The sequence below is a fragment of the Micromonospora rosaria genome (assembly GCF_001567585.1).
GTDB lineage: Bacteria > Actinomycetota > Actinomycetes > Mycobacteriales > Micromonosporaceae > Micromonospora > Micromonospora rosaria.
Map to the genome: position 1 here is coordinate 133128 of NZ_LRQV01000001.1, position 19359 is coordinate 152486.

14 protein-coding genes are annotated in these 19359 nt (G+C 74.4%); 11 read left to right on the forward strand and 3 right to left on the reverse strand.

Annotated elements, in window-relative coordinates; translation table 11 throughout:
• Nucleotides 1-10: 10 nt before the first annotated feature.
• The 7 genes from AWW66_RS00565 (at nt 11) to AWW66_RS00595 (ending at nt 8158) form a co-directional block, all read left to right on the forward strand.
• The gene (locus tag AWW66_RS00565; protein ID WP_157527028.1) at nt 11-934 is read left to right on the forward strand and encodes a glycosyltransferase family protein; all 924 of its coding nucleotides are present in this window, start codon (nt 11-13) and stop codon (nt 932-934) included.
• 23 nt (nt 935-957) lie between these two features.
• Entirely contained in the window at nt 958-1656 is a 699-nt protein-coding gene (locus tag AWW66_RS00570) for a phytanoyl-CoA dioxygenase family protein (RefSeq protein WP_067359285.1), read from the forward strand.
• A gap of 3 nt (nt 1657-1659) precedes the next feature.
• On the forward strand, nt 1660-2703 hold the full coding sequence (locus AWW66_RS00575) for an NAD-dependent epimerase/dehydratase family protein (RefSeq protein WP_211271796.1): 1044 nt from the start codon (nt 1660-1662) through the stop codon (nt 2701-2703).
• An 82-nt stretch (nt 2704-2785) separates the two neighbouring features.
• Nucleotides 2786-4168, forward strand: a complete 1383-nt coding sequence (locus AWW66_RS00580) for a condensation domain-containing protein (RefSeq protein WP_067359286.1) — start codon at nt 2786-2788, stop codon at nt 4166-4168.
• Between the two features lie 9 nt (nt 4169-4177).
• On the forward strand, nt 4178-5230 hold the full coding sequence (locus AWW66_RS00585) for a MupA/Atu3671 family FMN-dependent luciferase-like monooxygenase (protein ID WP_157527029.1): 1053 nt from the start codon (nt 4178-4180) through the stop codon (nt 5228-5230).
• Nucleotides 5223-6470 carry a beta-ketoacyl-[acyl-carrier-protein] synthase family protein gene (locus AWW66_RS00590; RefSeq protein WP_067359287.1) on the forward strand — a complete coding sequence of 416 codons (1248 nt, stop codon included), beginning with the start codon at nt 5223-5225 and terminating at the stop codon, nt 6468-6470. Before AWW66_RS00585 ends, AWW66_RS00590 begins: the two co-directional genes overlap by 8 nt.
• Nucleotides 6471-6499: 29 nt before the next feature.
• Nucleotides 6500-8158 (forward strand): carbamoyltransferase C-terminal domain-containing protein, encoded by a 1659-nt coding sequence (locus AWW66_RS00595; protein ID WP_067359288.1) that lies wholly within the window; start codon nt 6500-6502, stop codon nt 8156-8158.
• Between the two features lie 60 nt (nt 8159-8218).
• Here the strand turns inward: AWW66_RS00595 and AWW66_RS00600 are convergent, their stop codons facing one another.
• Both AWW66_RS00600 and AWW66_RS00605 read right to left on the reverse strand, forming a co-directional pair.
• Nucleotides 8219-8863: a response regulator gene (locus AWW66_RS00600; protein ID WP_067359289.1), complete on the reverse strand. Its 645-nt coding sequence runs from the start codon at nt 8861-8863 to the stop codon at nt 8219-8221.
• Nucleotides 8860-10110, reverse strand: a complete 1251-nt coding sequence (locus tag AWW66_RS00605; protein WP_245647799.1) for a sensor histidine kinase — start codon at nt 10108-10110, stop codon at nt 8860-8862. Before AWW66_RS00605 ends, AWW66_RS00600 begins: the two co-directional genes overlap by 4 nt.
• A 144-nt stretch (nt 10111-10254) precedes the next feature.
• Between AWW66_RS00605 and AWW66_RS00610 the strand changes: the two genes are divergently transcribed.
• Nucleotides 10255-11025 (forward strand): ABC transporter ATP-binding protein, encoded by a 771-nt coding sequence (locus tag AWW66_RS00610; RefSeq protein WP_157527030.1) that lies wholly within the window; start codon nt 10255-10257, stop codon nt 11023-11025.
• The gene (locus AWW66_RS00615) at nt 11022-13568 is read left to right on the forward strand and encodes an FtsX-like permease family protein (RefSeq protein WP_067359291.1); all 2547 of its coding nucleotides are present in this window, start codon (nt 11022-11024) and stop codon (nt 13566-13568) included. The genes AWW66_RS00610 and AWW66_RS00615 overlap by 4 nt, the downstream gene beginning before the upstream one ends.
• Nucleotides 13569-13684: 116 nt before the next feature.
• On the opposite strand, the gene AWW66_RS00620 is transcribed toward AWW66_RS00615, so the two are convergent.
• Complete coding sequence (locus tag AWW66_RS00620) at nt 13685-16168, reverse strand: M14 family zinc carboxypeptidase (RefSeq protein WP_067359292.1); 2484 nt, start codon at nt 16166-16168, stop codon at nt 13685-13687.
• A gap of 391 nt (nt 16169-16559) precedes the next feature.
• On the opposite strand from AWW66_RS00620, the gene AWW66_RS00625 reads away from it, so the two are divergent.
• Both AWW66_RS00625 and AWW66_RS00630 read left to right on the forward strand, forming a co-directional pair.
• Nucleotides 16560-18002, forward strand: a complete 1443-nt coding sequence (locus tag AWW66_RS00625; protein ID WP_067359293.1) for a glycoside hydrolase family 43 protein — start codon at nt 16560-16562, stop codon at nt 18000-18002.
• A gap of 330 nt (nt 18003-18332) precedes the next feature.
• Nucleotides 18333-19334 (forward strand): ABC transporter substrate-binding protein, encoded by a 1002-nt coding sequence (locus AWW66_RS00630; protein ID WP_067359294.1) that lies wholly within the window; start codon nt 18333-18335, stop codon nt 19332-19334.
• The last annotated feature ends 25 nt before the right edge of the window (nt 19335-19359 follow it).

A 19359-nucleotide genomic window follows, 5' to 3' on the forward strand; every position in this document is an offset into this window, starting at 1 on the left:
GGTGGACGGCGTGAGCCCGGCGGGCACCCCGGGGGCGTTCCGGGTGACGCTGACCGCCACGGCGGGTTTCCTGCCGTACGTCGCGGCGGCGATCGCCTCGCTGCGCGAGCACAACCGGTCCGTGCCGGTCACCGTCTTCGCCGACGAGGCCTCGTCCGCGCTCACCCGCCTCGCCGACCTGCTCGACGTCGACGTCGAGGTGGTGCCGGTGGGCCCGGACGACCTGGCCGGCGCCCGGCCGGCCGACGCCGAGTCGATCCGGTCCCGGATCGTCAAGATCACCTCGATGGCGCGGGCCACCACCGCGCAGCACCTGTACCTCGACTCGGACACCATCGTCCGCGCCGACATCGGGCTGATGGCCACCGAGCTGGGCCCCGACGTCGACCTGTACTCGCTGCTCAACCGGCCCGTCGCGCCGACCCTCTGGGGGGACCGGCGGCTCTACTTCACCGACCCGGACATCGACCGGGCCGGCGTGCTGGACCTGGTGCACCGGACCTTCGGCGTCCGTCTGCCCGCCGCCGCGCTCGACGAGATGCACTGCTGGAACAGCGGCATCCTGCTCGGCTCGGCTCCGGCCCTGCGTCGGATCGCCGACCGGTGGCTGCGGCACTACCGGGCGATGCTGCCGATGGCGGCGGCCGGGGTGATGATCCCGCGCGACCAGTTGGGCTTCTGGCTGACCATGTGGGAGCTGCGCCACGACCTGCGCGTCGAGGAGATGCCGGTGCGGTGGAACTTCATGGCCGGGCACCTGGTGCCGGTACCCGTCGGCACCGAACACCTCGACGAACGGGCGTACCGCGACGCCGCGATCCTGCACCTGGCCCAGAACAAGGCCGACCCGTGGGCACGGCACCTGGTCTCCGGGGCGCTGGAGCGCAGCGGCGCGGCCGAGGTGTTGACCCAGGCGGGCATCAGCGCGCGATGACCCGGGCGCGGAGAGGAGAGAACATGGGTACCCACGGGGGAGGCACCGCCACCCGCGAGTACGTCGTGGCACCCGACTGGCTGCCGCCACGGTGGTGTGACCGGCTGCGCGCCGGCCTCGACGACCTCGCCACCACCGAGCCGGGCCGCAAGCGGCTCATGCCGCACCCGCCGTTCCTGCGGCTGCTCGCCGAGGGGGTGCTCGACCCGCTGGTCCGGCCGGTGCTCGGCGACACCTACCTGTTCCACCACGCCAACGGCATGCGGCTGACCCGGGGCGAGGGCAAGGTCTGGCACCACGACTACGACAGCGACCAGCCCTGGGACGGCCGGTCCGACACCGCCATGGTGCACGTCATGATCTACCCCGCCGGTCTCACCGCCGACAACGGCCCGCTGGTGCTGCGCCCCGACACGCACACGGCCCGGGTGCCCCGGCACCACCCCAACCAGCACGGCTTCGAGGTGGCACCGGACGACCTGACCGTCGTCGGCGGCCCCGGGACGGTGGCCGTGGTCAACTCCGCCACCTGGCACATGCGCCCGCCCAGTCCGCACGGCACCGTGCGCTACTACCTCAACTACAGCTTCGTCGGGCCGGGCGCCGCCGCCCGACCCGAGCGCGACGAATACCACGACCTGTTGGCCGCGCTGCCCACCATGGTGGCCGACCCCGCCGAGGCGGCGCGGCTGTCCGCGCTCTGCCGCCGGCACGCGAGCTGACCGATGGCCGACCGACACCCCGGGCACGGGCTGCCGCCGAGGTCCCGGGTCCTGGTGACCGGCGCGGCCGGGTTCATCGGCTCGCACCTGGTCGACGCCCTGCTGGCCGACGGGCACCAGGTGGTGGGGCTGGACCTGCGGACCCCCGACGGGCACCCCCCGGCCGGCCCCGCCGCCCCGCCCGCCCGCCCCGGCTACACCCCGCTGCGGTCCGACATCACCACCGACGACCTGGCACCGGCCGTCGAGGGCTGCGACACCGTCTTCCACCTGGCCGCCATCCCCGGGGTACGCCCCTCCTGGGACTCCTTCCGCCGGTACGCCGAGACGAACGTCGTGGGCACCCAGCGGGTCGCCGAGGCGTGCCTGGCCGGGGCCGTCCGGCGGCTGGTGTACGCCTCCTCGTCCAGCGTGTACGGGCTGGTCGGCGGCCCCAGCCGGGAGGACCAGGCGACCGCGCCGGCCTCACCGTACGGGGTGTCCAAACTGGCCGGGGAGCAGCTGTGCCACGCGTACGCCGCGCGCCCCGGGCACCCGACGACCGTCGTCGCGCTGCGCTACTTCACCGTGTACGGGCCCCGCCAGCGGCCGGACATGGCGATCGGCCGGCTGCTGACCGCCGCCGCCACCGGCGAGCCGTTCCCGCTCTACGGCGACGGCAGCCACCGGCGGGACTTCACCTTCGTCTCCGACGTGGTGGCCGCGACGGTGGCCGCCGCGTCGGCCGACCTGACCGCCGGCGGCCCGGCCGCCCGGAGCGCGCCCGGTGGCGGGCCGCCCCGCTCGGTGACGGTGAACGTCGGCGGCGGCGCGAGCGTGCCGATGACCGAGGTGGTGGACCTGGTGGAACGGGTGACGGGGCGACCGGTCCGGCTGGACCGGCTGCCCGAGCGCGACGGTGACGTGCCGGCCACCGCCGCCGACCTGACCGTGGCCGCCCGGGTGCTCGGCTACCGGCCGCGCGTCGGCCTGGCCGAGGGGATGGCCCGGCACGCCCGCTGGCTGCGCCGCGTCGAGTCCACCGCCGCCCTGTCGGGGACCCGGTGACCGCGCGCCGCATCCGCCCGGCCCGGTCCGGCCGGACCACACCGGTACCCCTGGCCACGGCGGCCGAGACAGGGAGGCGCACGTGACCCCGGAGCCGATCGCCGCGTACGGCATGCAGCGGGAGTTCTGCCTGCGCGCCACCCTCGACGAGGCCGGCCACCCGCGCCGCCCACCGGTCAACCCGGTGTGGGACGCCTTCCAGCTCCGAGGCGACCTGCACGAGGACCACTTCCGGACCGCGCTGCGGCTGGTGACGGATGCGGTCGACGTGTTCACCGCGCGGCTGCGCGGCGGCGCCGACGGCTTCCGGTTCGTGCCCGAGGACGGGGCCGCCGCCGTGTCGGTCGAGCAGGTCGACCTGCGCGGCTGCCCGGACGACCGGTACCGGGCCCGGCTCGGCCTGCACCTGATGCGCAGCTACACCCCGCTGATCGACATGCAGGACGGTCCGCTGGCCGCGGTGACGCTGATCCGGGAGGCCGACGACCGGCACGTGCTCGCGATGGCGATCGACCACACCGTCGCCGACCAGCAGAGCATGGCCGCGATCCTGCGTACGGTCGGCCGGGTCTACCAGGCGCTGCTGGACGGCGACCCGGCGCAGGCGGCCCGCGCGGCCCGGACGCCGTCCTTCCTCGCGTACGCCCGCAGCGTGGCCGCGGACCGCGACGGCCTCGCCGAGACGGACCGGTTCTGGGCCCCCGCGCTGGCCGAGCCGCCGCCCCGGGTGACGTTCCCCGGCGGCGGGTGGACACCGTGGCAGCAGCGCCAGGCCGGCGTCAACCACTTCGTGGCGCTCCCGCTCGACGAGGGCCGGGCACTGACCGACCTCGGCACCCGCACCGGCGCGTCGCTGGCCCACCTGTTCCAGGCGGCGGTCTCCCTCGCGCTGCTCGCCGCCTTCGACGGGGAGTTCCTGCCGCTGACCGGCCACCGGCACGGCCGGGTCCGGGCCACCCTGCGGCTGCCCGGGCCGCTGTGGGAGACCCTGATCACCCGCCCACCCGCCGGCGACGCGACGGGCGGCACGGTCGGCGACTGGGCGGCCGGCTTCGTCGCCGCCAACGCCTCCGCCCCGCCGCTGCGCAGCCGGGCGCTGGTGGACTACGCGACGCTGGACACGGTGATGGAGCTGCGCCGGGTGACGGTCAACGTGTACCCCACCACCCGGCCGATCCCGATCGGGCCGCTGCGGGCCGTCCCGCTGCCCAACGAGGAACTGGCCGCCGCCCGCCCGCACCCGATCCACCAGCGCACCGTGCTGCCCCACAACACCGGCCTGCGGCTGTTCGCGCTGCGCGGCGGACGGCTGGAGGTGGCGCTGCACCACGACCCGGAGGACCTGCCGGACGCCGAGGTGTTCCTGGCCGTCGTCCGCCGGGCCGCGACCGTGCTGACCTCCGCCGCCGACCTGCCGCTCCAGCAGTGGATCAAGGAGGCTCGCCAGACCTGGGGCTCCGGATGAGCCCGGCCCGTGACCGAGCGCACCTTCGGGGGAGCGATGGACTTCAGCCTGCTCTACTTCGCCAACCGTGAGGCGACCGACCCGCCGCGCGAGTACGACCTGCTCATCCAGACCGCCCGGTTCGCCGACAGCCACGACTTCACCGCGCTGTGGGTGCCCGAACGACACTTCCACCCCTTCGGCGGCTCGTACCCCAACCCGGCGCTGGCCGCCGCGGCGCTGGCCGTGTCCACCAGCCGCATCCGGCTGCGGGCCGGCAGCGTGGTGCTGCCCCTGCGCGACCCGGTGACCGTGGTGGAGGACTGGGCGTTCGTCGACAACCTCTCCGGCGGACGGGTCGACCTGGCGCTGGCCACCGGCTGGATCGCGAACGACTTCGTGCTCGCCCCCGACCGGTTCGCCGGACGCCGGCAGTTCGTGATCGACACCATCCCGGTGCTGCGCGACCTCTGGGCGGGTACCCCGATCACCCGGCCCAACGGCGAGGGCCAGCCGACCGAGTTCCGGACCTTCCCCCGGCCCCTCCAGCGGGACCTGCGGCTCTGGCTGACCTGCACGTCCGGGGTGGAGACCTTCGTGCTCGCCGGCACCCACGGGCTGAACGTGCTCACCGGGCTGCTGGTGCAGCGGGTCGACCAGCTCGCCACCAAGATCCAGGCGTACCGGGAGGCCCGCCGGGCGGCCGGGCACGACCCGGACGCCGGCACCGTCACGCTGATGCTGCACACCTTCGTGCACGAGTCCGACGAGCGGGTCCGGGAGGTCATCCGGGAGCCCTTCGTCCGCTACCTGCGCTCCTCGGTCAACCTGTGGCGTCACCAGTGGCCGGAGCTGGCCAGCTCCGACCTGGACCGGCTCTCCAGCTTCGCCTTCGAACGCTACTTCGGCAGGTCGGCGCTGTTCGGGTCGGTGGAGAAGTGCGTCGGCCTGGTCGAGCAGCTCGCCGCGATCGGGGTGACCGAGGTGGCCTCCCTGGTCGACTTCGGCGTCGACGAGGACCAGGTGCTGGCGGCCCTGCCGTACCTGGACGCGGTCCGCCGGAAGGTGCGCGGCGGTGCCTGAGCAGGGGCCGCGCCGGGTCGTGGTCACCGGCTGCGGCGTGGTGTCCCCGATCGGGTCGACCACCGCGCGGTTCTGGGCCGGGCTGCTCGCCGGGCGCAGCGGCATCGGCCCCCTGCGCCGGATCGACGCGGCCGAGCTGCCGGTGCGCATCGGCGGCGAGATCCACGACTTCGACCCGGCCCCCTACATGCCGCGGACGCTCAGCCGCCGCATCGACGCCTACGCCCAGTACGCGATCGCGGCGGCGGCGCAGGCGGTCGCGCAGGCCGGCCTGCCGGCCGACGGCGGCCTCGGACCCCGGGCCGGCGCGTTCGTCGGCACGGCGGTCGGCCCCACCCAGCTCTGCGTGGACGGCGCGCTGGCGTCGCAGCGGCGCGGCCACCGGGCGGTCAGCCCGCACTTCTTCGCCGTCAGCGGCCAGGACCACGCGGTCAACGAGATCGCCCTGCGGTACCGGATCCAGGGCCCCACGATGTCGGTGGCCACCGGCTGCGCGACGGGCACCACCTGCGTCGGCGAGGCGATGCGGCTGATCCGGGCCGGTGTCGTGGACGTCATGCTGGCCGGCGGCGCGGACGCCCCGCTCACCGTCCTCGACGTCGGCGCCGCGGCGATGGCCGGGGCGCTGTCGCGCCGCAACGACGACCCGCAGCGGGCCAGCCGGCCCTTCGACACCGGCCGGGACGGGTTCGTGATGAGCGCGGGCGCGGCCGTGGTCGTGCTGGAGGAGGCCGGACACGCCCGGGACCGGGGCGCCACCATCCTGGCGGAGCTGACCGGGTACGGCGCGACCACCGACGGGCACCACCTCACCGCGCCGCAACCCGAGGGGCTCGGCAGCGGCCGGGCGATGACGGCGGCCCTGGCCGACGCCGGGATCGGCCCGGCCGACGTGGACCACGTCAACGCGCACGGCACCGGCACCCGGCTGAACGACACCGTGGAGGTCCGGGCGATCCGGCGGGTCTTCGGCGACCACGCCACCCGCGTACCGATCACCGCCAACAAGTCCATGACCGGCCACATGCTCGGCGCCGCCGGGGCGGCCGAACTCGTCGCCACCGTGCACACCGTCCGCACCGGCCGCATCCCGCCGACGATCAACTGCGACGAGCCGGAGGACCCGGAGCTGGACCTCGTCCGGGACCGGCCCCGGGAACGCCCGGTACGCCGCGCGATGACCAACTCCTTCGCGTTCGGCGGGCACAACGCGGTCCTGGTCGTCCAACGGTGGCCGTGAAACCAGGGGATGGAGAGGGAGGCAGCGCCATGTGGGTCCTCGGGGTCAACGCGCCACCCACCGGCTGGCACGACACCGCCGCGTGTCTGGTCAACGGTGCCGGCGAGGTGGTCGCCTTCGCGGAGGAGGAGCGCATCAACCGACGCCGGCACTCGCTGTTCCGCAAGCCGGCCGGCGCCGTCCGGTTCTGCCTGGACCAGGCCGGCATCGATCCGGCGGACATCGACGTGGTGGCCATCGGCTGGGACGGCGAGCAGCTCTACCCGGACCGCTTCGCCACCGACGCGGAGCTGCTGTCGCACGCCGTCGGCCTGGACTTCGGCGGCCGGACCCCCGAGGTGGTGCAGGTGCCGCACCACCTCGCGCACGCCGCGTCGGCGTTTTACGCCTCGCCGTTCCGCCGCGCCGCCGTGGTCGTGGTGGACGGCAACGGGGAGAACGAGTCCTCGACGATCTGGACCTTCGCCGACGGCGAGGAGCCCCGGCTGGAGCGGAGCTGGCCGCGCAGCGCCTCCCTCGGGTACGCCTACGACGCCGCGTCGACGTGGCTGGGCTTCTCCTTCCTCAACGCCGGCAAGACCATGGGGCTCGCCGCGTACGGGCGGGCCCGGGGCCTGGCCGTGGACCCCCTGGTCGAGCTGGACCGCGACGGGTTCCGGCTGGCCGTGCGGACCGCCGGGCACGACGACGGGCCGGCCACCGCCGACGAGGTCGAACGGCAGTACCGGGCCACCGTCGCCGCCTGGCGACAGCGGTACTGCGCGCTCGTGCGCGCCGACGGCCCGACCGTGCCCGGCGACCGGCTGGCCGACGACCCCCGGGCCGTCGCGGTGGCGTACACCGCCCAGCGGATCGTCGAGGAGACCGTCGGGCACCTGGCGGCGCTGGCCCGGACGGCGGCGGGCGTGGACGCCCTGTGCCTCAGCGGCGGGGTCGCGCTGAACTGCACCACCAACGGCGGACTGCCCGGCCCGGTGTACGTGCCACCGGTGCCGCACGACGCCGGGGTCGCGCTCGGCGCCGCCTGGACGGTCCGCCCGCCGGCCCGGCGCGCCGGGCCGCTCAGCCCGTACCTGGGCATGGACGTGGCGGGCCCGCCCCGGGGCGGTGCCGGCGCGGCGGTCGACCTGTCCGGTCTGACCGCCACCGACCTGGACGTCGACGAGGTGGTCGGGCTGCTGCTCGACGGCCGGGTCGGCGCGGTCGCCCAGGGCCGGGCCGAGGTGGGCCCGCGCGCCCTGTGCCGCCGCTCGATCATCGCCGTGCCGTACCAGGCGCAGGTCAACGGCCGGGTCAACGCCATCAAGCACCGGGAGCCGTGGCGCCCCTTCGCCGGGGTGACCCGCGCCGAGTACGGTGCCCAGCTCTGGGCGGGCCAGGAGCACCTGAGCCGGTACATGCTGGGCGCGGCCCGGGTCACCGAGCTGGGCCGGACGGTCGCCCCCGGGGTGGTGCACGTCGACGGCACCACCCGGCCCCAGGTGCTGCACGGCGACGACGCCCCGGCGGTCGGGGCGATCCTGGACGTCCTGGAGCGCCGGGGGGCACCGCCGGTGCTGCTCAACACCTCGTTCAACGACAAGGGGGAGCCCATCGTCAACACCACCGCCGACGCGCTCGCCGCGTTCCGGTCGATGGACCTGGACTTCCTCGTCCTCGGTGACTCACTGATCCGCAAGGCCCGGTGATCCACCGGCCGCCGCCACCGCGCCCCGGCGGCCCACGCCGGCTCGGTCGGCTCGCGCCGGTCAGTCCACCAGGCGGCGTTCCCAGGCCCAGGCGGCGATCTCCACCCGGTTACGGACGTCGAGCTTGGCCTGGACACTGCCCAGGTGCGTCTTGACGGTGCCGACCGAGATGTAGAGCCGCCCGGCGATCTCGGCGTTGGTCGCGCCCCGGGCCACCAGCCGCACCACCTCCAGCTCGCGCGGGGAGAGGCCGCCCTCGGGCGCGCCGGCCGGCGTCTGCGGCGGGTTCAGGTGCCGCAGCAGCCGGACCGTGACCGAGGGGCTGATCAGCGCGTCGCCGCTGGCGGCGGCCCGGACCGCCTCCACCAGCAGGGCCGGGCCGGAGTCCTTGAGCAGGAAGCCGCAGGCGCCGTTGCGCAGCGCGGCGTGCACGTACTCGTCCAGGTCGAAGGTGGTGACCACGACCACCCGGGTCGGATGGGTCGCGGTCGGCCCGGTGAGCAGCCGCAGCGCCGCCAGGCCGTCCATCCGCGGCATCCGGATGTCGAGCAGGGCGACGTCCGGGCGGGTCCGCCGGGCCAGCTCGACCGCCTCGACGCCGTCACCGGCCTCGCCGACCAGCTCCATGTCCGGCTGCGCCCCGATGATCATCCCGAAGCCGGTCCGCACCATCGCCTGGTCGTCGGCGACCATCACCCTGATCACCGGGGCACCGTACCCTCCGGTAGCGGCATGTCCGCGTCACCCTCCGGCAGCGGCAGTTCCGCGTCGACGGTCCAGCCGCCGTCGATGCCCGGCCCGGCGCGCAGCCGGCCCCCGGTGGCACCGACCCGCTCGGCGAGCCCGGCCAGCCCGAAGCCTTGCCCGCCGCGCCGGGACGCGCGCTGCGCCGGTGCGTCGTCGACCACCCGGACCAGCAGCCGGCCCGGGGTACGGCTGAGCCAGACGTCCACCCGCCGGGCCCCCCGGGCGTGTTGCCGGACGTTGGTCAGCGCCTCCATCACCACCCGGTACGCCGAGGAGGTCACCTCCACCGGCAGGTCGTCGAGGACCCCCTCGGTGTGCAGCCGGGCCCGCACCGGCCCGGCGGTGGTGAACCGGTCCACCAGCTCCGGCAGGTCGCCGACCCCGGCGAGCGGGGCCAGCGGGCCGTCCGGCGCGCTGGCCTGGTCCCGCAGCACCCCCACCATCCGGCGCATCGCGGTCATGGTCTCCGCGCCGGCGTGCTCGATCCGTTCCAGCGCCTCGACCGCCCGGCCCGGATCCTGGCCGGCGACGTACCGGGCCCCCTGGGCCTGCACCACGATCCCGGTGACGTGGTGGGCGATGAAGTCGTGCAGGTCGCGGGCGAACTCGGCGCGCTGCTCGGCGCGGACCGTGGCGAGTTGGCGGTCCCGGACGGCGGCGGTCAGGCGCAGGTACATGCCACCGGCGGCCACCCCGGTGGCGAGCAGCGCGTAGACCATGCCGATGAACAGGAAGACGTAGTCCGTGCCGCTGCGCAGCGGCATGACGGTCAGGGCGCCACCGGTGACCGTGATGGCCAGCAACGCGGGCACCGGTCGGGCGGTCCGGGCCAGCGCGAAGACGACGCCGAGCAGGGCCACCGACTCGGGCAGCCCCCAGAAGGTGGACGAGCCGCCGCCGTACCGGAGGTCCGGCACGACCAGGGTCCGGAGCGCCAGGTACGGCCCGAGGCTGACGGCCGCCGAGACGACGGCGACCGCGCCGGCCGTGACGGGCAGCCACGTGGGACCGAGCCGTCCGGCGGCCAGCCATACCCCGGCGGCGAGGACCGCCAGCACGCCCCGGACCAGGAAGACCGGATCGAGCAGGTGACCGTCGGCGAGGATCCGCCCGTAGGTCAGCTCGAACAGCCCCACCACGCCCAGAGCGACCAGGGCGAAGGCCGTCCCGGCCCGCCCCCACCAGCGCTGCATGGTCTCCGTCATCGTCCGCCAACGGTAGCCACCACCGGCCGGCACCCGGATCGGCCGAAAGTCAGAGTCGCCGCCCCCGGACCTGCCCGTGGGCGGATGTGCCGGGGGCCGGGCCCCGGCCACGATCGTCGACGTCACCGCAGACGTGGAGGAACGATGAGAATGCAGCACGGCGACCCCGCCGGGGCGCAGTCGCCGACGACGGCCGTGGCGGCGGTCGACCTGGTGAAGGTGTACGGCACGGGAGCCACCGCCGTCCGGGCGCTGGACGGGGTCACGGTCGGGTTCGGCCGGGCCGCCTTCACCGCCATCATGGGGCCCTCCGGTTCCGGCAAGTCGACCCTGATGCACTGCCTGGCCGGGCTGGACACCGCCACCTCGGGCCAGGCGCTGCTCGGCGGCACCGACCTGACCCGGCAACCGGACCGGGTGCTCACCCGAGTCCGGCGGGAGCGGATCGGCTTCGTGTTCCAGTCGTTCAACCTGCTGCCGCAGCTCACCGCCGAGCAGAACATCCGCCTGCCGCTGGACCTCGCCGGCCGCGCCCCCGACCCGGCGCTGTCCGCCCGGGTGGTCGAGGTGCTCGGGATCGGCGACCGGCTCCGGCACCGGCCCAGCGAGCTCTCCGGCGGCCAGCAGCAGCGCATCGCCCTGGCCCGGGCCCTGGTCACCGCCCCGGAGGTGGTCTTCGCCGACGAGCCGACCGGGAACCTGGACTCGCACTCCGGGGCGGAGGTGCTGTCGTTCCTGCGGACCAGCGTGCGGGAGTGGGGGCAGACGGTGGTGATGGTCACCCACGACCCCGCCGCCGCCGCGTACGCCGACCGGGTGGTCCTGCTCGCCGACGGCCGGATCGCCGGTGACCTGGACCGACCGGACCGGGCGACGATCAGTGGCGCGCTGCACGACCTGGCGGTGCCCCGGTGAGCCGGCGTACCACCGTCCTGCGGACCCAGGTGATCGACGGGATCCGCCGGCCCCGGCGGGTCCTGCTGATGGGGCTGGCGATGATCATCGCGGCGTTCGTCACCTTCGGCACGGTGCTGGCGGCGCGCAGCACCGAGCGGACCGTGACGGCGCACTTCGCCGGCACCCCCGCCGCCGTCGACTACGTGGTCGGCCACGAGACCGGCGCGACCCGGCCCGACCTCGACGCCCTGCGCGGGCTGCCGGAGGTCGCCGAGGCGGTGACCCGCCTCGCCGTGACCACCCCGGTGGTCGGGGACGGCCGGCTGCTCACGGTCACCGCCGACCCCGGCACCGGCCCGCTGGCCACGGTCCGGGTGACGGCCGGCCGCTACCCGAGCGGCGCCGCCGAGATCGCGGTGACCAGCCGTACCGTCGAACGGTCGCGGCTCGACGTCGGCGACACCGTCCGCGTCGAGCCGGTCACCACCGGGCCGGACGCGGCGCCGCCGGTCACCCTGCGGGTGGTCGGCGTGGTCGAGGCCCCCGAGGACGGCGGCGCGGCGGCCTACACCACCGACGCGACGATGCTGCGCCTCGTCGACGACTGGGCCACCCGGATCGACGTGCGGCTGGCCCCCGGAACCGACCCCGAGACGGCGCTGACCGCGCTGCGCCGGGCCACGGCGGGCACCCGCGCCGACGCGCCGGCCCCGTCGATCGCCACCGGCGCGGAGATCCGCCAGGCGGAACTCGACGCGGTCAGCGACAACGTCGACCGGCTCTTCGCCCTGATCGGCATGTTCGTCGCGGTCACCGTGGTGGCCGCCGCCCTGGTGGCGACCTCCACCTTCCGGATCGTCTTCGCCCAGCGGATGCGTCAGCTCGCCCTGCTGCGCGCCGTCGGCGCGGACCGGGGCGCCCTGCTCCGGGCCCTGGTCACCGAGGGCGCGCTCACCGGACTGGTCGCCGGCGCGGTCGGCGTGACGATCGCGTACGCCCTGGGTCTGCTCCTGCCGCCGCTGGCCGGCCTGGCCGGCGTCGAGGTCGTCGCCCCCGGACAACCGGTCGGCGCGGCGGTCGCGGTGGTGCTGGGCGGCATGCTGCTGACGGTGGGCGCGGTGCTCGCCCCGGCGGTCACCGCCGCCCGGGTCGCCCCCCTGGAGGCGCTGCGCACCGCCCACACCACCGCCGGGCGCAGCGGTGTGCCCCGGCTGCGCGCCGGGCTGGGCGGGCTGCTGCTGGCCGGCGCGGTGGCCGCCGCCGCCCTGGTGGTCACCCGCCTGCCCGGCACCGAACCACAGGCGTACGACGCGACCGGGCCGCTGCTGCTGATCGTCGTCTCCGGCGCCCTCGGCTACGGCGCGCTGGTCGCCCTCGGCCCGGCGCTGGTCCGGCCGGTGCTGGCGGCGGTGGGCTGGCCGCTGCGCCGGCTCGGCCCGCTCGGCCGGCTCGCGGTCGGCGGGGTCGGTGGCGCGCCGCGCCGCGCGGCGGCGGTCAGCGTGGTGGTCGCGCTCGGCGTCACCCTGATCGCCGGGGTGCTGGTCGGCAACGCCTCGCTGCGGCACCTGCTGGACCGGGAACTGGCCGGGACGGCCCCCGCCGACCTGGAGTTGCACGCCAGCCCCACCAGCGGCGTGCCGCTGCCCGCCGGGGTGCTGGACCGGGTCCGCGCCGCCGACGAGCTGACCCGGGTGGTGCCCTTCCGGGCGGTCCGTGACGTGCGGGTCGACGAGGTCGCGATCGAGGGGCTGGACACCACCGACGTGGACCTGCGCGCCCTGGCCACCTGGTCGGACTTCCACGCCACCGCCGGCAGCGTGGCGGAGCTCGGCCCCGGCCGGGTGGTGCTGCTCACGGCGGTGGCCAGGGCGGCGCAGGTCGGGCCGGGGGATACCGTCACCCTCACCCGGGGCGACCGGTCGGTGGAGCTGGTGGTCGCCGGCACCCTGGACAACACCCCGGTCAACGCCGGCTCGCTGGTGCACCCGCAGGACCTGGACCGGCTCGGGATGCCGGCGGAGCCGACGGCGCTGCTCGCCGACGTGGCCGGTGACCGGGACCGGGACCGGACGGCGGCGGTCGAGGCGCTGCGCGCGGCCGGTGGACCCGAGGCGCACCTGACGGTCCTGGCGGACGAGCGCGACGACCTCAGCGGGAGCCTGGACGCGGTGGTGGCGGTGATGCTGTCCCTGCTGGGCCTGACCGTCGTCGTCGCGGTGGTCGGGGTGGGGACCACCACCTCGCTGTCGGTGGTGGAACGAACCCGCGAGTCCGGCCTGCTCCGCGCGGTCGGCCTGTCCCGGGGACGGCTGCGGCTGATGATGACGGTGGAGGCGGGCCTGTACGGGGTGATCGGTGCCGTGCTCGGCCTGCTGCTGGCCGTGCCGTACGGGGGACTGGCGGTGCGGGCGCTCGGCGCGAACGCGCCGGTGGTCTTCCCGGTCGGACAGTTGCTCCTGGTGGTCGCGGCCCTGTCGGCGGCGACGGCGCTGGCCGGTCTGCTCCCGGCCCGGCGGGCGGCCCGGATCAGCCCGGTCACGGCCCTGGCCGCCGACGGCTGACCAGGCCGGGGCCGGCGCGGGTCGCGCCGCTGGTGGCCCGGCCGGGGGCGGACGCGGCACGGCCTCGTCGACGCGGTGCCACCCGCGTCGACGAGGCCGTGGTCACGGACCGGCCGTTACTTCTTGATGGTGACCGTGGCCGAGCGGTAGTTGTCGCGGCTGTCGCTCTTCGTCGGGTCGTAGTTCCGCTCGATGTTGCCGGCGGCGTCGACCGAGAACCACTTGAACGTCGTCGTCTCGGTCACCCGGAACACCTGCCCCGGCTCGCGGAACTCGGTCGCCTGGTAGCGCGGCGACTCGAGGGTGGGCCGGCTGCCGTCGGTGGTGTAGTAGATGGTGGCCGGCTCGCTGGTCTCGAAGCGGACGTCGACGGGCCGGACGTACGTCCCGCCGCCGGGCACGAGCGTGGACGTCGGCTTCTTCTTGTCGTTGCCCCAGTCCGCCGCGACCCGGAACATCTCCATGATCCCGTTGGCGTACTCCATGGTCTCGGCGTGGCCGCTGACGAGCGCCGGGTCGCCGGCCCACGGCGGCTGGAACGAGCCGCCCTGCCAGTTGCCGGTGGCGGGGTTGTAGATCGAGCCGCCGACCTCCCAGCCGAACGAGTAGATCCCGTAGGTGTGGTACAGGTCCTCCCGCACGTTGCCGGCGGAGGAGTACAGCACGTCCGACGAACCGCCGACGTTCTGCGGCGTGACCACGGTCTCCCGGTGCGCCTTGACCTGCGACAGGATCCGGGCGGCCGACTGCCAGTAGAACGCCTCGTCACCCAGCGGCGGGCGCGGCGTGGTGATCCGGCCGTCGGCGATGTAGGCGCCGGGCTGCCAGAAGAGCTGGCCGCCGTTGGAGTGCACCGACATCATGAACTTGATGTTCGAGTACTTCTCGACCAGCCAGATGACGTTCTTCGACTCGGGCTCGGAGAGCTTCTCCGGCCCCTGGAAGGTGTCACTGACGCAGCTCGTCGACGCGCCCGCGTAGCCGTCGTGCCCCGACCCGACCCGGTAGTTCCGGTTCAGGTCCACGCCCCAGGAGTTGCGGCGGGCCGGATCGGCGTTCGCGTCCGGGCAGTGGTTCGTCATGTTCCGGCGCTGCGAGGCGAAGTTGTAGAAGCTGTAGTTCGCCCCGTCCGGGTTGTTGGAGAGGATGAGGAAGATGTCCGTGTTCCGGACGATCCTCTTCGTCTCCGGGTCGCTCTTGAAGTTCTGCACGAGGCGCTCGGCCGTCTCCAGCGTGGTCGTCGGCGGCACCCACTCGCGGGCGTGGTCCTGCGCCTGGATCAGCACACCGGGGTTACGGCCGTCGCGGTGCTTGCCGATCCGCAGCACGGGGATCGTGGCCGGGCCGCGCGGCACCTCGCCCTCCGGGGCGCCGACCCGCTTCTGGTCGAGGAAGTCGGTCAGCGCGACCGGGGTGGCCGTGGGCACGACGACGCCGGTGCCCGTGTTGGTGCGGTACGGGTGCGCCCGGTCGATGAGCCCCTGGGACTGCGTCTGCAGGGCCGCCGAGACCTCGGCGGCGGTGCTCGTGGGGGCACCGGCGGCGTCCGTGGCGAGCAGGACGCGGACGGCCTTGCCGGTCACCTCGACGGCCAGCGGGAGGTTCGCCCCCGGCTGGTTGGCGAACTCGACGGTGATGTCGTTGCCGCCCTCGTGGCCCCAGGCCGCCGAGCTGACGACGACCGCGGACTGCCCGGTGCCACCGATCGTGGCCTGCGCCTTGCGCTGGTAGCCGTTGGTCTGGTGCGGCAGGTAGACGATCTCGGCGATGTCCGGGTACTGCCGGGCGATCTCCTCGGCGCGGGCGAAGAGCTGCTGCGGCGTCTTGTAGCCGTCGATGAAGTCCGACTTGTAGCCCCGGGCCGAGGTCAGCGGCGGCGGCGCGTTCTCCAGCCAGTCGGAGACGAGCCCGGTGGCGACACCACCGGTCGAGCTGGTGACCCGGATCTTGTGCGGCCGGGTGTCGAGCTTGAACAGGTTCCGGTGGAACATGTACTGCCCGGAGTCGACGAAGCGGCTCATCGTCCGGGCGAAGCCGAACTCGGTGGTCCGGCCCGAGTCGTTCTCCAGCTGCATCCCCACGATCGGGGTGGTCTGCTGCCCCTCGGTGGTCCGCGCCTCGACGTACAGGAAGCCCTGGCCCTTGGTGGTGAACCAGTCGGCGCGCACGACCCGTACCGTGGCGGTGTTCGCCGGTGGGGCCGTCGCCTGGGCGGTCCGTGCGCTGGCGGTGTTCAGGCCACCGTCGGCCACGTGGCTCCACTCGAAGCCCTCGTCGGCGCCGAGGACCCGGACTCCCATCGCGGTCAGCCTGGCCACCTGCTCGGCGGTGACCACCGCCTCGGCCTCGATGCCGTCGGGCACGCGCTGGAGGCCGTGCCCCACGTCGAAGCCGGCCTCCACCACCTTCTCGAGCATGGCGGCGCCGGTCATCTGGATGCGGACGTGGCGTACCGCATCCTCCTGCTCAAGGTGGGACCGTTCCGATCCGGTGGTCGTGGGCCCGGTGGGGTCCGCCCCCGCCGGCGTGGTTGCCGTGAGGACGATACCCATCAGGGCGGGCAACGCGAGAAGCGTGGCGCGCAGTCGTGTGCGTCGCATGCTCCCCTCCTTCTGTGTGCGGCCTGTGGTTGATGCCGTGGCCGGACCCGCGGGCGGGCCCGACCGGAATCGATCCGGTCAGGACGGTTGTGCTGAGCTCGCCCCGGTGGACGTGGTGACCAGGAACGGTCGCCGTGGTGGGAGGCGGAGGCGAGTCGGGTGCGGCGAGCGTATGGGCATCCGTCGCATCGACGGATCGCCCGACCTGGGTCTTGAGCATTACTTGAGCTTGTCGTCGGCGCGGCTGCCGGCGGTCGGGCCCACCGGGCCGGCACTAGTCATTGACAGGGTTCACTATGTCACTACCGTGGTCCCTGACACACCCGCAACGGGCCCGACGTGCTGGTGGGGGTGCCACCCGTCGGATCCTCCCCGCCGCTAGGAGACGCGCATGTCCCGAGTCGTGACCCGGTGCGGCGCCCTGGTCGCCGCCGTCCTGCTGCTGCTCACCTCGTGGTCGGTGGTCGCGCCGACCCGGGCGCTCGCCCTCGACCCGTTCACCGGCTACCTGATGGCCCACTTCACCGGGGAGTCCGCCACCGGTCAGCAGATCCACCTGGCCCACAGCCCGGACGGCCTGACCTGGACCGACCTGGCCAACGGAGGCCCCGTCCTGCGCTCCACGGTGGGCACCCGGGGCGTCCGCGACCCCGCGCTGGTCCGGTCACCCGCCGGGGACCGGTACTGGCTGCTCGCGACCGACCTGTGCATCGGCTGCGGCCAGAACTGGCAGGACGCCCAGCTCAACGGCAGCCGCAACCTCGTGGTGTGGGAGTCCACCGACCTGGTCACCTGGTCGGCGCCGTGGCTGCTCAACGTCGCCGGCGCCATTCCGGACGGGCGCAACGCGTGGGCGCCGGAGGCGATCTGGAACCCCGCCAGCAACGACTACCACCTCTACTGGGCGACCAACGCGACCGTCAACGGCGTGCTCAAGCACCGCGTCTACGCCGCGCGCACGACGAACTTCCGCAGCATCACCACGCCGCAGCTCTACATCGACCGGGCCGGCGCCCAGGACATCATCGACACCCAGATCGTCGAACTGCCCGCCGGGGTCGGCAGCCACCGGTACGTCCGCGCCTCCCGCGACGGCCAGATCACCATCGAGGGCAGCAACTCGCTCCTCGGCACCTGGACGCACCTGGGCAACCTGTCCGGCATCGGGCTGACCGGCGCGCAGGTCGAGGGCCCGATGTGGACGAAGGTCAACACCCGCAACGAGTGGGTGCTGTACCTGGACCAGTACGCGTCGGGTCGCGGCTACCTGCCGGTGCTGACGACCAACCCGTCGAGCCCGGCCACCTACCGGACGGCCGGGGCGGGGTCGTACCACCTGGGCGGCACGAAGAAGCGCCACGGCGCCATCCTCAACCTGACCGGCGCGGAGCAGGAGCGCGTCCTGGCCCGCTGGCGCAGCACCGCGCCGAACCGGATCCAGTCCTACAACCACCAGGACCGGTACGTGCGGCACGTCGACTTCGACGTGCGGATCGACGCGAACGTCAGCCCGCTGGCCGACTCGCAGTTCCGGCTCGTCCCCGGCCTGGCCAACGGCTCCGGACACGTGTCCTTCCAGTCGGTCAACTACCCCGGCCACTACCTGCGTCACTACGGGTTCGACCTGCGGCTGGAAGCCCACGACGGCACCGCCACCTTCGCCGCCGACGCCACCTTCCGCCCGGTCGCCGGACTCGCCAGTGCGTCGTGGACCTCGTTCCAGTCGTACAACTACCCCGACCGGTACCTCCGGCACGACAACTACCTGCTGCGGCTCGACCCGATCGGCGACGCCCAGGGCCGCAGCGACGCCACCTTCCGCCTGACCTCGTGACCCGGCCTCGGCGCGGGGTGGCCCGGCCGACGACTCCGGGGCCCGCCGGCTGCCCGGCGCCTCTGCGGCGAGCACCCGTCCGGGCCTGACCCGGTACCCCGACCGCCACCGTCGGCGCCGCCCCGGGCGCCCGGTCACCCGCCACCTGCCCACGCTCCCCGCCACCGGTCCCCGGCTCCCCGACAGGGGGTCGTGGACCGGTGGCGCGTGCGCGCCTGCTCGCAGGTGGCGGCGTCGGCGGGAGGGGCGGCCGGTGGCCGATGCCGAAATGAGACCTTGACGACTCGACGTATTTGACATTTGATAAAACCCGCTCATGGAGGAGGTCTTATGTCAGGTCGTCGCCGTCTCGTCGCAGTTGTCGCCGCATCGGCTCTCGCGTTCACCGTCACCGCCTGTGGTGGATCGTCGGCGGCGGAGGACGCCGCCGACGGCACCTCCGTCACCTACCTGACCTCCTTCGGGACGTTCGGTCGGGACTCGTACGTCTACGTCGCCCTGGAGAAGGGCTACTTCCGGGAGGCGGGGCTCGACGTCACCGTCAAGCCCGGCACCGGCACCGTCGACGTCATGAAGCTGATCGGGTCGGGCCAGGCCGACTACGGCACCGGCGACCTCTCCGGCGTCATCACCACGATGGCGAACGAGCCCATCCCGGTCCGCGCGGTGGCCGCCATCCACCAGCGGTCGATGGCCGGGATCGCCTCCCTCGACAAGGCGATCGACTCCCCGGAGAAGCTGGCCGGGACCACCATCGCCGACAGCTCCGGCTCCACCAACATGATCATCTTCCCGGCGTACGCCACGGCGGCCGGCATCGACCCCGCCACGGTCACCTTCGTCCCGTCCTCGCCCCAGTCGCTGCCCCAACTGCTCGCCGCCGGCTCGGTGGACGCGATCGGTCAGTTCGCCGCCGGCAAGCCGTTGCTGGAGAAGGCGGCCGGTGGCAAGTCCGTGACCATGCTCCCGTACGCGGACAAGCTGCCCGACCTGTACGGCAACGGCCTGCTGGTCTCCGCCGCGAAGCTGGACAGCGACCGGGAAGAGGTCGAGAAGTTCACCGAGGCGCTGGTCAAGGGCCTGGTCTACGCGGTGGAGCACCCCGAGGAAGCCGCCCAGCTGCTCAAGAAGCACGACCGTACCGCCGACGAGACCGTCGCCGCCGCCGAGCTCACCGAGATGCGCCCCTACGTCCTCGGCGACGGCGGATCGGCCGGGACGCTGGACCGGGCGCGGATGGAGCGCATGATCACGCTGCTGGCCGGCACCGGCACCCTCAAGTCCACGCCGAGCGCCGACGACCTCGGCGCCTACGACATCACCACGCCCTGACCCCCTCGACGACGGCGGTGCGGAC